The following is a 16,424-nucleotide window of genomic DNA, read 5'->3' as shown; positions in this document are numbered from 1 at the left end:
TAAGTAAATTTTGATAAATTAGATACGCTTGTGAGAGGATAATTATGAAAAATAAAGCTGTATTAATATGTGAAGAATGTTTATCGAGGAATTATGAGGTTAAGAAATCAACTGGACCGACTCGATTTCAAGTTAAAAAATATTGTAAAAAATGTCAAAAACATACACTTCATAAGGAAGGTAAATAGGAGGATATTATGGCAAACGATAAAAAACAATTAAAGCCTAAAAACAATAAAGACGAAGGAAGAGTCATGAGTATTCTTAAAAAAGAATACAAATTTGAAAACTGGTTACTAGCAATTTTATCTCCAGTATTAATTTTATACGGAGTATATATTGTCAGTGGTCAATTTGGAACAACTGATTTAACAGCTGTTTTAGGTAAATCAGGAATTGGTGTTATTGATTTCTTCTTCAATACAACATTAAAAAGATTATTAACAGGTGGATTCTTAATTTTAGTTGGTGCATTAGTCATTATCTATTTAGCCATCCCATTTGCAAAACCAAGTATTGTAGAAATGAAAAAAGTAAATTGGCCAACTGGTAAAAAATTAGCACAATCAGCGGGTAGAGTATTTACATTCTTATTATTCTTAATGCTAGTTTTCGTGGTTTATGATCTTGCCTTAAATCCTTTATTTAAATTAATATATGGGTAGGCGTTATTCATGAATGGTGAAAAACGTTTATGGTATATAGTTCAAACTTATTCTGGAAAAGAAGATTCTGTAAAGTCATCTCTTGAAAGACGTATAGAATCAATGAATATGGAAGATTTAATCTTCCAAGTGATGATTCCAGAAACCATTGAGATTGAAGAAAAACCTGATAAATCAAAAAAAGAAAAATCTATTAAAATATTCCCTGGATATGTATTTATTGAAATGATTGTTACTGATGATTCTTGGTTCGTCGTAAGAAATACACCAGGTGTTACAGGATTCTTAGGATCAAGTGGTGGAGGAACAAAACCTGTTCCATTAAAACCTGAGGAAATTCTTCCTATATTGAAGAAGTGTGGTATGCTTGAAGTACAACGCTTGAATGTTAAAGTTGGACAAACTGTTAGAATAGCTGATGGAAACTTTAAGGGTCAAGAAGTTGTGGTTGAAAGTATTGATGAAGATCAAGGTAAAATTCATGTACTTATTGAAATGTTTGAAAGACAAACATCAATGGAGTTGGATTTTGCTCAAATCGAAGTGATTAAATAAAAGATTTAGAACGAGAAAATTCTCGTTCTTTTTTTTCCTTTCATGTTATAATAACTAGGAGCGGAGGACTTATGATTAAATTAAAAAATATTTCTAAATTTTATAGCAAAAATCAAACAGTTAGCCTTGGATTAAGGAAAGTAAATCTTGAATTAGGTTTACATGAGTTTGTAGCAATCGTTGGGGAAAGTGGTTCAGGTAAAACCACACTTTTAAATGTGATCTCTGGGATTGACACCTATGAAGAAGGTGAACTTTATATCAATGATGAAGAAACTTCTTATTATTCCAAAGAAGATTGGGAAAATTATCGAAAAAAATACATTGCTTTTATATTCCAATCTTATAATTTAATAGAATCATATACTGTTTTACAAAATGTTGAAGCAGCTTTAATATTATCAGGTTATCCAAAAGACAAGTTAAGACAAAGAGCTTTGGATATTATTGGAAAAGTTGGTCTAAGTGACCATATTAAACATAAGGCAACAAAACTATCAGGTGGGCAAAAACAGAGAGTGGTTATTGCTAGGGCTATTGCTAAAGATGCACCAGTGGTTGTTGCAGATGAACCCACCGGAAATTTAGATAGCGAATCAGCGAAAATGATTATTAATTTATTGGCTGAAATAGCTAAAGAAAAATTAGTGATTGTTGTTACTCATGATTTTAGTCAAGTTGAAGAAGTCGCAACTCGTAAAATCAGGGTATTTGATGGTGAGATTGTAGAAGATAAAAAGATAGTAAAAGTTGTTCCTGAAAAATTACCTATATTAGAAGATAAAGATTATAAGATGAATTTTAAAGAAACAACTAAAATGGTTTTAAGAAACTTATTGGCAACCCCAAAGAAATCTTTGTTGTTGTTTGTGATTTTTGCTTTTGCTATATTTTTCTTTGCTTTTGCTTATGCAACTTTTTTAGATTCAAGATCTGGACTTACTGGCCAAAATTATGATTTTGGTTTTATACCAGAAACAAGAATTGTATTAAACAAAACAGATGGAAGTCCTTTTACAGAATCTGAAATTACTGACTTTGAAAATCATTCCAAAGTTAATACTGTTGTGCCTTTTGACTTTCTTATGACTAATAGTTATGGTGATTACGAATGGGAAATCAAAATGAGTAATAACATATATGATCGTGAGTATATGAATTTAATGATATTACCTATATCATTATTAGGTGATGAATATCAAAATTGGAATATTAATGAGGTCTTATTAACTTTACCAAATTATTATGAGGATGAAGCTTTAAGCAATTTCTTGGGCAAAGAGGCTACTTTAAAATTTTTCACAAAATCTTATAATTTTGATATTAATAAAGTTATTTATACCAATGATATCATTAATGTTGTTGATGAAGAGTACCGTTCTTATGTTTTTATACATGATGATAGATGGGATTATTTTGGTAAGCTTTTTGGCTTTAATAACTATGCGACTATAAAAATTGATAAGTCTGGTTCAAGTATTGATCTAAGTGATTATTGGGTTTCCTTGGCAAGTGATCTTAATGATGATGAGATGTACATCTATTATGATTTTGAAAATACTTCAGATTACCAAGCTGATATCATGTTTGAAACATTTTATACGAATAAAACAATTGAGAATGTCACTGTGAGACCTAAAGTGATGAGTCAATATGAAATTCAGTTAAGTCAGAACTTATTTGATCAAATTTTTGATGAGAATGTGCCTTATCAAATTTCTATATTTGCCAATGACCCTATAGAAGCTAGTCAATTATATGAAGACTTAAGTAGGGAAAAAGAGAATGGTGTAAATTTATATCAAGTCTATTATCCTGCCAATGTTAACTCAGGAGAATCTTTAGAGGGCTTAATATTGATCGTTCTTAATTTTGGTTTGTTTGTAATGTTTGGTCTAATGTTCTTAGCTATATATTTTATTTCATATGTTATTATTAAAAACATTATTAATTCTAAAATGACAGATTATGCTATTTTTAGAACCATTGGTGCTAACAAGGGAACCATTAGATCCTTTATATATTTAGAATCATGGTTTATGGCAGCTTTTGCTTATATCATATTCTTATTATTGGTTATCTTTATTTCTCCTTTTGTAGAGGTCGGAAGCCCACTATTTATTTTAAAGTATTTTGATTTTAAAAATTTACTTTATTTATTGTTATTCGTTTCTTTCTTTGCAGTAATTTTATCTCGAAGATATTTAAGTAGGGTTTATCATGACAGTGTGGCAGAAACATTAAGAAGGGAGATGGAATAGTTATGATTGAAATTAGAAATTTACATAAGTATTTTAATAAAAACAGATCAAATCAAATCCATGTAATCAATAATACATCTATTCAGTTCCCGGAAAAAGGTCTTGTAGCAATTACTGGTCCTTCTGGTTGTGGGAAAACAACTTTATTAAATGTTATCGCTGGTTTGGATAATTTTCATAGTGGTGAAATTATTTATGAAGGTGAGTCAGTAAAAAAATACAAATCATCTAAAGTTGATTATATACGTAATGAAAAAATAGGATTTATTTTCCAAAATTATCATTTATTACCAGATCAATCGGTTTATGACAATATTAAGACTTCTTTAAATATTGCTGGACTCTATGACAAAGAAGAATTAGACAAAAGAATTAATTATTCATTAGATAAAGTTGGTATGTATAATTATCGTAAAAGAAATGTACTGGCTTTGTCAGGTGGTCAACAACAACGTGTAGGTATAGCAAGAGCAATAGCTAAAAATCCTGATGTTATTTTTGCGGATGAGCCAACAGGTAACCTTGATAGTAATAATACTTTTGAAGTCATGTCTTTGATTAAGAATATATCAAGAAATAAACTAGTTATTTTAGTAACACATGAAAGACATTTAGTAGATTTATTTGCGGATAGAATCATAGAATTAAAAGATGGTATTGTTACCAATGATTATCAAAACTTTAAAAACACATCTTACCAACATAAAGATGATCGTTTTATTTATTTAAAAGATTTAAATAAAGAAGATTTAGAAACTAAGTTTATTGATTATTATTATGAAAAAGAAAATAATAAGCATTTTGATTTTAAAGTGGTGGAAATGAATGACACCATTTATATTCAAACCAATTCAGATAAGAAAATTCAATTTATTGATCATGAATCGGAAATATCTTTAGTTGATGACCATAAAAAAGAATTTAAAACTGAAGAAATGGAAGCTTTAGATTTTGATAAATTTAAAGCCATTGAACATCATCACCATAAATCTTTATTTAGGTGGAGAGATACATTATTTACAGGTTTGAAGAAACTCTTTACAAGAAGAAAGATAGGTAGAAAAATACTTGTTTTTGCTTATTTTGTGATTTCGGCTGTGGTGGCTTTTCAATTGGCTTCTTTAGGAAACATTATTCGAATAAACGAGTATGAATTTTTATCAGCGCCTAAATCATATGTGTCTATAGAAAAGAGTAATAAATTAAGCACTTCTGATTATGAAGAGATTATGGAAATTGAAGGTATAGGTTCGCCAATCTTATATTCAGATCAGTATTATTCTCAGTATGTTAATTTTTACCAACAAAGTTTTTACCAAACAAGTTTGAATGTTAATTTGTCTGTTTGGCCAATTAAAGCATCTTGGGTTGATTCAGATGATTTATTGGTAGGGAAATTGCCAAGCAATATTAATGAAGTAGCGATTTCTTCTTTTACTGCAGATATGATTTTAAATAACTATAGAGTTACGCAAATGGGTTATGAAGATGTTGAAGATCTATTGGATTTTTCTGTCTTAGCTAATGTTTATGGAGGAAGAAATAGGCTTGCTTTTAAAGTGGTTGGAGTGATCGATGCTAGCGAAACCTTAATCGTATATCCGGATAAGTATTATGGTCTTTCACACGAGAGTGCTTCATTTGTGTCTATTGTTGAAGCTTATGAAGATTCTATCAATATAAGCGAGGGCAGGATGCCAGCAAATGATACCGAAATTCTTGCTTATAAAAGCGCTTATTATTCGATAAATCAACAAGTAACTCTAGGTTCTGGTCTTTATAAAATCGTTGGTTTATATGAACTGGATAATGATAGTAACTTGAATTCAGCAACCTTTTTATTAACAGAAAAAGCAGCGGAAATAGTGGCGGTACAAAACAGCAATATTTATAGAGAAGGCGGGTATAAATTCTACGCGGATGATAAAGAGGCTGTTCTTAAAGCCTTAGAAGATTTAGGTTATGAAGCTTATGATATCTATGAACATGATAGAGAAATTTATCTTGAGGATAGAAATTTTGATATTTCAGCTTCAATTTCATCGATGATTGCTATATTTATTGGAATTATTTTGTTTATTTATTTCTTGATGAGAACTTCAATGATTAATAGGGTTAAAGAAATAGGAATATATAGGGCTATTGGCGCAACTAAAAAAGATGTTTATAAGATCTTTGTTTCAGAGATTTTAGTATATACAAGTTTATTGTCTGCGACAGGTTATTTAATTGCAGCCTATGTCTTAACAACCATTGAAAATTCAATTGGTTCATATTATCCAGTATTCTATTTACCGTTCTGGTTATTGATGCTTGGATTGGTAGGAATTTACCTGGTAAATTTAGTTTTTGGTTTATTACCGATATTTAATTTAATGAGAAAATCACCAGCTGAAATTCTCGCAAAATATGATATTTAATTCTTATAATTTAGACAGATAAAAATCTTGACTAATTATTATTTATAATGTATAATGTTCTAGCGTGCATTATGTAGTTTGAGTGGGAGATGTTAATCTATCACCACATCACGAAAATAAGGAGGTGTCTTTCGTGGCTAAAGAAATTAAAAACGTTGTTAAACTGCAAGTTCCTGGTGGAAAAGCAACACCAGCACCACCAATTGGACCAATTTTAGGACAAGCAGGCGTTAACATCCAACAATTCTGTGTGCAATTCAATGATAGAACTAAAGATCAGGTAGGAAATATTATTCCTGTTGTATTAACTGTTTATGACGACCGTTCATTTTCATTTATTACAAAAACTCCACCTGCAAGTGATTTATTGAAAAAAGCATGCAAAATTCAAAAAGGAGCTGGAAACTCTAAAACAGAAACAGTCGCTACGATTACTTGGGATGAATTAAGAGCAATCGCTGAGACAAAAATGGCTGACCTTAACGCAAATGATATTGAAGCAGCAGCTCGTATTATTGAAGGTACAGCACGTAACATGGGAATTGTCGTTAAAGACTAAGTTTATAAGTTGTTAATATAGATTATTATTCAACTATATAATTGGGAGGACATTCCGCTAAAACCAAATATAGGAGGAATCAACATGGCAAAAAAAGGAAAAAAATACACTGAAGCTTTAAGCAAAGTTGAAAAAAACAAAGCTTATCCAGTTTTAGAAGCTGTTGAATTGGTAAAATCAATTTCCTTTGAAAAATTTGATGCATCTGTTGAATTGGCTTTCAACTTAAACCTTAATCCTCGTAAAGCTGAACAAAACCTTAGAGGTGCTTTAGTTTTACCAAACGGAACAGGTAAATCAAAAACTGTATTAGTTTTTGCTAAAGGTGAAAAAGCTAAAGAAGCTCAAGCAGCTGGCGCTGATTATGTCGGTGACGATGATTTAGTTCAAAAAATTCAAGAGGGATGGTCAGAATTTGATGTTGTTATTGCAACACCAGATATGATGGCATCAGTAGGGAAGTTAGGTCGTGTACTTGGACCAAAAGGGTTAATGCCTAACCCAAAAACTGGTACAGTAACAATGGATATTGAAAAAGCTGTTAGCGATTCAAAAGGTGGAAAAATCACTTATCGCGTTGACAAATTTGGTAATATCCAAGTCTTAGTTGGTAAGGTATCATTTGCACCTGAAAAATTGGTAGAAAATATCGATTCAGTTGTAGATGTTATTAGAAAACTTAGACCATCAACAGTAAAAGGTGTATATCTTAAAAACGTTACGATTTCATCAACGATGGGACCTGGCGTTCAATTAGAAGTTAAAAAAACTGTATAACAATCGAAGACAGTAGGGGCTAAGGCTTAATCATCCTACCGAGATTAAGATTTTTAAATGTTCAATTTAAACCTCTTTTTCTCGTAAAAAGAGGTTTTCGTATTTAAGAGACAAGAAGGAGGTCTATGAATGGCTAATCAAAAAGTAATTGATACAAAACAATTATTAGTCAATGAAGTTGCTGAGAGAATGACGAACTCAAAATCAGTTGTGATTGCAGAATATCAAGGACTTACTGTGGAAAAAACTCAAGCTTTACGTAAACTATTACGCGAAGCTGGTTGCGAGATGTTTGTTATTAAAAACAATATTGCAAGAAGAGCTGCAGAAGAAAAAGGTTATTCTGAATTGGTTAATGATTTAGTTGGTCCAAACTCAGTTGTCTTCTCTTATGAAGATCAAGTATCAGCAGCAAAAGTACTATATGAATTTGCTAAGAAGAACAAAAAGCTTAAAATCAAATCAGGAATAGTTGATGGAGCTTATTATCAAGACGAGAAAATCAAAGAGATTTCTCAATTACCAAACAAAGAAGGATTGTTAGCTATGTTAGCTGGTCAATTATATGCACCACTAAGAGACTTAGCAATCGCATTAGATTTATTAACAAAAAATGATTCTGAAGAAGAACAAGAAAATTAATTAGGAGGAAATAACAATGGCAAAAATTAACGCTAAAGATTTTATTGAAGCATTAAAAGAAATGAATATTTTAGAAATTAAAGAATTAATCGATGCAATGAAAGAAGAATTCGGTATCGATCCAAGTGCAGTAGCAGTTGCAGCAGCACCTGCAGCAGCAGAAGCTGAAGACGAAGGTCCAAAAGAAGTTAACGTAATGATGACTAGCTTTGGTGGATCTAAAGTTGCTGTTATCAAAGTTGTAAGAGAATTAACTGGTATGGGATTAATTGAAGCTAAAAAATTAGTTGACTCAGTTCCTGTAGCAATTAAAGAAAAAGTACGCGAAGATGAAGGTAAAGAAATCGCTGCTAAATTAACTGAAGCTGGAGCTACAGTAGAATTAAAATAATTAATCAACATTTGAAATGAACATAAACCTGAGCGTGGCTCAGGTTTTTCGTTCGTCTATGAGGTGATGAAATGGGACACTATTTTACCAATGATGATAGTCTAAGATCAAATACAAAAATACATGATGTTTTGATAGCTAATAAACATTATTCTTTTAAAACAGACCATGGTGTCTTTTCAAAAAAAGGATTAGATTTTGGTTCAAGATTACTGATTGAAACTGTGATGAAGTACCCTTATCATAAGTTGTTAGATTTAGGGTGTGGTTATGGACCAATTGGTATTATATTAAAATCTATTCAACCTCAAGCCCTTGTTGATATGGTCGATATTAATGAAAGAGCAATTGAATTGGCAAAGTTGAATGCTAAATTAAACAATACAGATGTTTATCCTTTTGTGAGTGATGGTTTTAATCAAGTTAAAGATCAATATGATGTGATTGTAACCAATCCTCCGATTAGGGCAGGTAAGGCTGTCATTTATCGCTTTTTTGAAGATGCTAAGAAACATTTAATGCCTAAGGGCTTTTTATATATTGTTATACAAAAGAAACAAGGAGCACCTTCTGCGTTAGCATTTTGTCAAAGTGTTTATTCAAGTGTTGAAGTCGTTGAAAAAAAATCCGGCTATCAAATAATTAGATGTGGATTATAATTGACTATATTGAAAAATTATGATAAAATTATAAAATGCGTATAATGCGCATTTTTGCGTTTGCTTTTGTGTTTTAGCAACATAAAAAAAACACCAAATTTATTTATGAGGTGATTGTGTGAATTATAGTACTGTAAAGTATGGTAAGGCCAAAGAAAGAAGAAATTATTCGCGTGTTAAATCCAATGTGGAATTACCGAATTTGATTGAAGTTCAAACGGATTCTTTTAAGTGGTTTTTAGAAACTGGATTAAGAGAATTGTTTGATGATATTTCTCCAATAACGAATTTCAACGAATCTGTTGAACTTTATTTTGGCGACTTTAAATTCGATGAACCAAAGTATTCTATTGATGAATGCAAAGAAAAGGATTTGACCTATTCTCGCGCTTTGCGGGTTCAAGTTCGTTTGAAAAACAATGAACTTATTGATCCGAAAACTGGAGAATTAATTGATAACAATGATGTGTTAGAACACAGATTATTCATGGGAGATGTTCCTATGATGACACCAAATGGTACCTTTATTTTTAATGGTTCTGAACGTGTAATTGTTTCACAAATTGTTCGTTCTTCTGGTGTTTTTTATTCTGAACAAAAAGATAAAAAAACACAAGAGGTTAAATTTTTAGGGCAAGTCATTCCAACAAGAGGTGCATGGTTAGAATTCGAAATGGGTTCTAAAGATATGCCTTATGCTAAAGTAGACCGTTCTAAGAAAATTCTTCTAACTACAATGATTAAAGCCCTTGGTTTTTCAACAAGAAAACAAATCATTGATATTTTTGGGGAAAACGACTTACTTGAAAATTCATTTGCTAAAGATTTAACACAAAACTCAAAAGAAGCAATTAAAGAAGTATACGCTAAAATTCGTCAAGGTGAGACAGCGACTTTTGAAGGGGCGAGACAATTCTTTGTATCAAGATTGTTTAATGATAAAAGATACGATCTAGCAGATGTTGGTCGCTTTAAAGTGAATCAAAAATTAGATATAGTTCATATGATTAAAACAGTGATTGATAAAGATTTAGATGTTAGATTGTCTAAAGACTTAGTTGATGTAGAAACTGGCGAAGTTATTTTAAAAAGAAATACTGCTTTAACTTATGATAATTATGAAATTATTGGTCAACATAGAGCTGCATTAACTAAAAAAATTACTTTTGATCCTGATTTAGAAAAAGACTTAAAATTACTGATAGATCGTGAAAATAGAAATGAAATTATCGCAGATGATCCTAATGAAGATTTCTTGCAAAATGTCATTAGAGATGTTTTTGTTGAAGAATTAGAAGTAAGAATTAAAGATGAACAAGGTAACACTCAAAAGGTGAAGATTGTTGGTAATAATTCTTATGAAACTCGTTTACATATTACAACTTCTGATATTTTAGCTTCAATTAATTATTACTTAAATCTTTTTAAAGGTTTAGGTGAAATGGATGATATCGATCATTTAGGTAATAGACGTTTAAGATTGATTGGAGAATTATTGAAAAACCAATTTAGAATTGGTTTAGCTAAAATAGAAAAGAATGTTAAGGATAGAATGTCTACTAAAGATCCAAGAGAAATTACACCACAAAACTTGGTCAATATTCGTCCTTTAACTTCATCGTTAAAAGAATTCTTTGGTTCAAGTCAGTTATCTCAATTTATGCAACAAACGAATCCTTTAGATGAGTTAACGCATAAACGAAGAATTTCTGCCTTAGGACCTGGTGGTTTAACAAGAGATAGAGCTGGTTTTGATGTTCGTGACGTTCATCAATCACATTACGGTAGAATTTGTCCGATTGAAACACCTGAAGGTCAAAACATTGGGTTGATTAACTCTTTAGCAACTTATGTAAAAGTAAATAAATATGGATTTATGGAAACACCATATTTAAAAGTTGATAAGGAAAACTTGAAAACTACCAATGAAATTCATTATTTATCTGCGGATGATGAAAAAGATTTTATCATTGCCCAAGCAAATATTAATACAGATGATGAAGGTAATATCTTAGATGATAGAGTCGTAGCTAGAAAAAATGGTGAAACTAAAATGTTCTATCGTGAAGATGTCGATTATATGGATGTCTCACCTAAACAGATTGTTTCAGTTTCAACGGCTTCAATTCCTTTCTTAGAGCACGATGACTCTTCACGTGCATTGATGGGTGCCAACATGCAACGTCAAGCAATTCCTTTATTAAAACCACAAGCACCATATGTAGGTACTGGTATTGAGTATAAGGTTGCCCATGACTCTGGTTCAGCAATTGTTGCTAGAAGAGCAGGTGTAGCTGAGTATGTTGATGGTAAAGTCATTAAAATCAGAACTGAAAATGGTGAATTAGATACTTATAAATTAGATAAATTTATGCGTTCAAATCAAGGAACTTGTTTCAATCAAACACCAATTGTTTCTTTAGGTGAATATATTGAAGCAGACGCTATTATTGCTGATGGTTCTTCAATGTCTCAAGGCGAACTTGCTATTGGTCAAAACGTGACTGTTGCATTTATGACTTGGGAAGGTTACAACTATGAAGATGCTGTTATTATGAATGAACGTTTAGTTAAAGAAGATGTTTATACTTCAATTCATATTGAAAAATATGAGGTTGAGGCTAGAGATACAAAATTAGGAAAAGAAGAAATCACAAGAGAAATTCCTGGTGTTGGTCCTGAAGGTAGAAGATTCTTAGATGAAAATGGTATTGTTATTCCAGGTACTGAAGTCAAAGAAGGCGATATCTTAGTTGGTAAAGTAACACCTAAGGGACAAACGGATCCATCACCTGAAGAAAAATTGTTATTGGCAATTTTTGGTGAAAAATCAAGAGAAGTAAAAGAAACTTCTAAACGCGTACCACATGGTGGTGGCGGTATTGTTAAATCTGTTCAAGTTTTAACAAAAGAAAATGCAGAATTAAACCCTGGTGTTAATATGTCAGTCAGAGTATTTATCGTTCAAAAACGTAAAATATCTGAAGGGGATAAAATGGCAGGTCGCCATGGTAACAAAGGGGTTATTTCAAAAATATTACCTGAAGAAGATATGCCATATTTAGAAGATGGTACACCAATTGATATTATGTTAAGTCCACTTGGGGTTCCTTCACGTATGAATATTGGTCAGGTCTTAGAAATCCATTTAGGTATGGCTGCTAAGAGACTAGGTATTCATGTAGCTTCTCCGGTATTTGATGGGGTTGAGTCTAGTGATTTAGCTGCTATTATGGAAGAAGCAAAAATGAGACCTGATGGTAAGTTTACCCTATATGATGGTCGTACAGGCCGTAAATTTGATAACCCAGTTTCAGTTGGAGTTATGTATATGATTAAACTTGACCACATGGTTGATGATAAACTTCATGCTCGTTCTGTTGGTCCTTATACTTTAGTTACCCAACAACCTATGGGTGGTAAAGCACAAAATGGTGGACAACGTTTCGGAGAAATGGAAGTTTGGGCATTAGAAGCCTATGGTGCTGCTTATACATTACAAGAAATGTTAACTGTTAAATCAGATGATATTATTGGTAGAAATAAAGTGTTCAAAGCAATTGTTGATGGACAACCAATTCCTTCACCATCATTGCCTGAGTCATTTAGAGTTTTATCTCGTGAGTTAAGAGCACTAGGTATCTATGTAGAATTAATTAATCGCGAAACCGGAGAAAATGAGATAGAAAAATCTTTAGTCGAAAACGACAAGGATAATTATCTTGATAAATTTGGTTTTCAATCGTAAGGAGGAAAGATAATGAGTCAAAAATTTTCACATTTGAAGATTAGATTAGCCTCTCCTGAAGAAATAAGATCTTGGTCTTATGGAGAAGTTAAAAATCATGAAACAATTAACTACCGTACATTGAAACCAGAAAAAGATGGTTTGTTTTGCGAAAGAATCTTTGGACCTCAAAAAGATTATCAATGTGCATGTTCAAACAAATCTAAAAAATCTTCTCATCCAGGAAAAAAATGTCCGGTTTGTGGTGTAGAAATTACTGAATCTAAGGTTAGAAGAGAAAGAATGGGTCATATCGAGTTAGAAGCACCTGTTGTTCATACTTGGTATTTAAGAAACTCTCCTTCTCGTTTAGCTACCCTTTTAGATATCAAAGCCAAAGACTTAGAGGAAGTTGTATATTTAGCTTCTTATATAGTCACTGAACCAGGAGATACAGATTTAGAATATAAACAAGTATTATCTGAAAGAGATTATACTGATAAGTATTTTGAATTTGGTTCTCGCTTTAGAGCTTTAACTGGTGCAGAAGCCATTAAAAAGTTATTACAAGATATTAATTTAGAAGAAGAAACTTTAAAATTAAGAGTTGAGTTAAAATCAGCGTCTAAACAAAGACGTGAAAAAATCGTTAAAAGATTATCAGTGGTTGAAGCATTTGCTCAATCTGATAATAAACCTGAATGGATGGTTCTAGAAGTATTACCAGTCATTCCACCAGATTTAAGACCTATGGTTCAACTAGATGGTGGACGTTTTGCGACAACTGACCTTAACGATTTATACAGAAGAATTTTAAATAGAAATAAACGTTTAAAAAGACAATTCCAACAAGGTGCACCACACCTTATTACTAAAAACGAAAAAAGAATGTTACAAGAAGCAGTAGATGCTTTAATTGATAATTCAAAACGTGGACGTAAAGTTGTTGTTGAAAGAAATAGACCTTTAAAATCTTTATCAGATATGTTAAGAGGTAAACAAGGTCGTTTCAGACAAAACCTACTTGGTAAACGTGTGGATTATTCTGGACGTTCAGTTATCGTTGTAGGACCAGATTTGGAAATGTACCAATGTGGATTGCCAAAAGAAATGGCGATTACTTTATTCAAACCATTTGTGATTAGAGAAATGATTGAAAGAGGTATCTCTTCGAATCTTAAAAATGCTAAAACCTTAATCGATAGATTAGATGATAGAATTTGGTCAGTACTTGAAGATGTGATTAGAGAACATCCTGTTCTTTTAAACCGTGCACCAACCCTACATAGATTAGGTATTCAAGCTTTTGAACCTAAACTTGTGGAAGGTAAAGCTATTCGTTTACATCCATTGGTAACCACAGCATTTAATGCTGACTTTGATGGTGACCAAATGGCGGTTCATGTTCCTTTATCAGAAGAAGCTCAAGCTGAAGCAAGAGTTTTAATGTTAGCATCTAACAATATTTTAGCACCTAAAGATGGGAAACCAATTGTTACACCATCACAAGATATGGTATTGGGTAACTATTACTTAACAAAAGAATCTCAAGGTGGTAAAGGAGAAGGTTCTTACTTCTCTAACTATGACGAAGTCATGTTGGCTTATGAAAACGGATATATTGATTTACACACTAGAATTGCTTTGAAAATCGATTCACATATTCGTATGAAAAACAACTTTAAACCTGAAGAACATGATCAAGGTATTGGTTTTATGCAAGAAAACAATATTTTATCATTTGTTGATAGGGTTCCTGAGTCATACTTGTCATACTTTATGGTAACAACTGCTGGTAAATTGATTTTTAATAAAATCATGCCTGCAAGTTTCCCATATATTAATGAACCTACTGAATCAAACTTAACCATTCAAACACCAAGTCAATATTTTATTAAACCAGGTAGAAACTTAAAAGAAGAAATCGAAAAGATGCCTTTAGTTAAACCTTTTGATAAGAAATTCTTGGCTTTGATTATTTCAAAAATATTTGAAAAATATAAAATTAATGAAACATCTAAAATGTTGGATAAAATGAAGAATATTGGTTTCAAATATTCAACAATAGCTGGTATTACCATAGCAGCGAGTGATGTTGAAGTTTATAGTAAAAAAGGCGACGTTCTAAAAAGACATGAAGATACTGTGGCTGAAATTCAAGAAACATATGACCTAGGTATGTTAACAGATGCTGAAAGAAAAGCCTTGGTTATTGAAGAATGGAAAGTAGCTAAAAAAGAAGTTGAAACTGGACTTGCTGATGAGATGAAAGAAGATAATCATATTTATATGATGTCTAACTCAGGTGCTCGTGGTAATATCCAAAACTTCACTCAGTTAGCTGGTATGCGTGGATTGATGGCCAACCCATCTGGGGGAACCATTGAGTTACCTATTAAAGCATCCTTCATTGAAGGTTTAACCATGTCAGAGTTCTTTATCTCTACCCATGGGGCTAGAAAAGGTTCTACGGATACAGCCTTAAAAACTGCTGAGTCAGGTTACTTAACAAGACGTTTAGTTGACGTTTCTCAAGAAGTTGTTATTTCTATTGAAGATTGTGGAACAGATAAAGGTGTATACCTAGATGAAGTTCTTGATAGAGATGGCAAGGTTATTGTTACATTAGAAGATAGAATTAATGGACGCTACCCATCAGCGGATGTATTCCATCCAGAAACTGGCGAAATCTTAGTTCATAGAAATGAATATATCTCTGAGAAAAAAGCAAAAATGATTGTTGAAGCTGGTGTTAAGAGAGTGCCTATTAGAACCGCTTTATCTTGTACAGCTGAAGTTGGTATTTGCCGTAAGTGTTATGGTCAAAACCTAGCGACAGGTGAAAAAGCTGAAGTTGGAGAATCTGTAGGTGTTATTGCTGCTCAATCTATTGGTGAACCTGGTACACAGTTAACCATGAGAACCTTCCATACTGGTGGGGTTGCTGGAGATGACATTACCCAAGGTTTACCTCGTGTTCAAGAATTATTTGAAGCACGTAAATCTAAGAAAAAAGCTATTATTTCTGAAATATCTGGTGTAATCATTGATGTTGAAAAAGATAATAGTCGCACCATCATCCATATTAAGAGTGATGTAGAAGAGAAAAAATACACCACAAACCCTAAAGCAACAATTATTGTTGAAAAAGGTCAAGAAGTGAAAGCTGGTCAACAATTGGTTGAAGGAACGATTGATCCTAAAGAGTTATTAAGGGTTACTGATGTGGAAACTGTTCAAAAATATATTATTAACGAAGTACAAAGAGTATACCAATCACAAAAAGTTGATATCTCAGATAAACATATTGAAATTATTGTGAGACAAATGACAAGAAGAATGACGGTTGTATTGGAAGGGGATACTGATTTATTACCAGGATCTCAAGTTTCAATCAATCAATTTGTTGAAGCTAATAAAAAAGTTTTACAAGAAGGATTAAAACCTGCAGTTGCTAGACCTATCTTATTAGGTATTACTAAAGCAAGTTTGAAATCAGAATCATTCTTATCTGCTGCTTCTTTCCAAGAAACAACTAGAGTCTTAACAGACGCTACCATTAGAGGTATGCATGATCCACTTGTTGGTTTAAAAGAAAATGTTATTATCGGCGGATTGATTCCGGCGGGTACAGGTATCTTAAGAGACACAGAATTCCATTACGAGGAAGCTATTGTTGAAGAAGATCCTTACGAAGAATACGAAGAGTAGTTTTTATTTTTAGAATAAGAGCTGCTTTCTAGCAGCTCTTTTCTTATAAAAACTATC

General features: G+C 32.0%; 12 protein-coding genes and 1 other annotated feature. All 12 genes read left to right on the top strand.

Annotated features, from left to right (window positions below):
• Window positions 1–44 precede the first annotated feature (44 nt).
• The 12 genes from rpmG to rpoC all read left to right on the top strand — a co-directional run bounded on the left by rpmG (window position 45) and on the right by rpoC (window position 16,367).
• A complete protein-coding gene (gene rpmG / locus HF295_RS05330; RefSeq protein ID WP_312031142.1) occupies window positions 45–188 on the top strand; it encodes a 50S ribosomal protein L33 in 144 nt (47 codons plus the stop codon).
• Window positions 189–197: 9 nt separating this feature from the next.
• Window positions 198–665 (top strand): preprotein translocase subunit SecE, encoded by a 468-nt coding sequence (secE, locus tag HF295_RS05325; protein ID WP_312031141.1) that lies wholly within the window; start codon window positions 198–200, stop codon window positions 663–665.
• A 9-nt stretch (window positions 666–674) separates the two neighbouring features.
• The gene (gene nusG / locus HF295_RS05320; RefSeq protein ID WP_312031140.1) at window positions 675–1,220 is read left to right on the top strand and encodes a transcription termination/antitermination protein NusG; all 546 of its coding nucleotides are present in this window, start codon (window positions 675–677) and stop codon (window positions 1,218–1,220) included.
• Window positions 1,221–1,291: 71 nt separating this feature from the next.
• Window positions 1,292–3,481 carry an ABC transporter ATP-binding protein/permease gene (locus tag HF295_RS05315; protein WP_312031139.1) on the top strand — a complete coding sequence of 730 codons (2,190 nt, stop codon included), beginning with the start codon at window positions 1,292–1,294 and terminating at the stop codon, window positions 3,479–3,481.
• Window positions 3,482–3,483: 2 nt separating this feature from the next.
• Entirely contained in the window at window positions 3,484–5,901 is a 2,418-nt protein-coding gene (locus HF295_RS05310) for an ABC transporter ATP-binding protein/permease (RefSeq protein WP_312031138.1), read from the top strand.
• Between the two features lie 133 nt (window positions 5,902–6,034).
• On the top strand, window positions 6,035–6,460 hold the full coding sequence (gene rplK, locus HF295_RS05305) for a 50S ribosomal protein L11 (protein WP_312032607.1): 426 nt from the start codon (window positions 6,035–6,037) through the stop codon (window positions 6,458–6,460).
• Between the two features lie 84 nt (window positions 6,461–6,544).
• Window positions 6,545–7,237: a 50S ribosomal protein L1 gene (gene rplA / locus HF295_RS05300; RefSeq protein ID WP_312031137.1), complete on the top strand. Its 693-nt coding sequence runs from the start codon at window positions 6,545–6,547 to the stop codon at window positions 7,235–7,237.
• Window positions 7,223–7,346 (top strand) — a sequence feature (ribosomal protein L10 leader region). Its footprint overlaps the gene before it by 15 nt.
• A 20-nt stretch (window positions 7,347–7,366) precedes the next feature.
• Window positions 7,367–7,879, top strand: a complete 513-nt coding sequence (rplJ, locus tag HF295_RS05295) for a 50S ribosomal protein L10 (protein WP_312031136.1) — start codon at window positions 7,367–7,369, stop codon at window positions 7,877–7,879.
• 16 nt (window positions 7,880–7,895) lie between these two features.
• Window positions 7,896–8,270, top strand: a complete 375-nt coding sequence (rplL, locus tag HF295_RS05290; RefSeq protein ID WP_312031135.1) for a 50S ribosomal protein L7/L12 — start codon at window positions 7,896–7,898, stop codon at window positions 8,268–8,270.
• Window positions 8,271–8,341: 71 nt separating this feature from the next.
• On the top strand, window positions 8,342–8,929 hold the full coding sequence (locus HF295_RS05285) for a class I SAM-dependent methyltransferase (protein ID WP_312031134.1): 588 nt from the start codon (window positions 8,342–8,344) through the stop codon (window positions 8,927–8,929).
• A gap of 118 nt (window positions 8,930–9,047) precedes the next feature.
• Window positions 9,048–12,677 (top strand): DNA-directed RNA polymerase subunit beta, encoded by a 3,630-nt coding sequence (gene rpoB, locus HF295_RS05280; RefSeq protein WP_312031133.1) that lies wholly within the window; start codon window positions 9,048–9,050, stop codon window positions 12,675–12,677.
• A 12-nt stretch (window positions 12,678–12,689) separates the two neighbouring features.
• Window positions 12,690–16,367: a DNA-directed RNA polymerase subunit beta' gene (gene rpoC, locus HF295_RS05275; RefSeq protein WP_312031132.1), complete on the top strand. Its 3,678-nt coding sequence runs from the start codon at window positions 12,690–12,692 to the stop codon at window positions 16,365–16,367.
• Window positions 16,368–16,424 lie beyond the last annotated feature (57 nt).

It is taken from the genome of Hujiaoplasma nucleasis (assembly GCF_013745115.1).
Lineage (GTDB): Bacteria > Bacillota_I > Bacilli_A > Izemoplasmatales > Hujiaoplasmataceae > Hujiaoplasma > Hujiaoplasma nucleasis.
The sequence above is the reverse complement of the archived record's forward strand: the minus strand, read 5'-3'. Positions and strand labels throughout refer to the sequence as shown.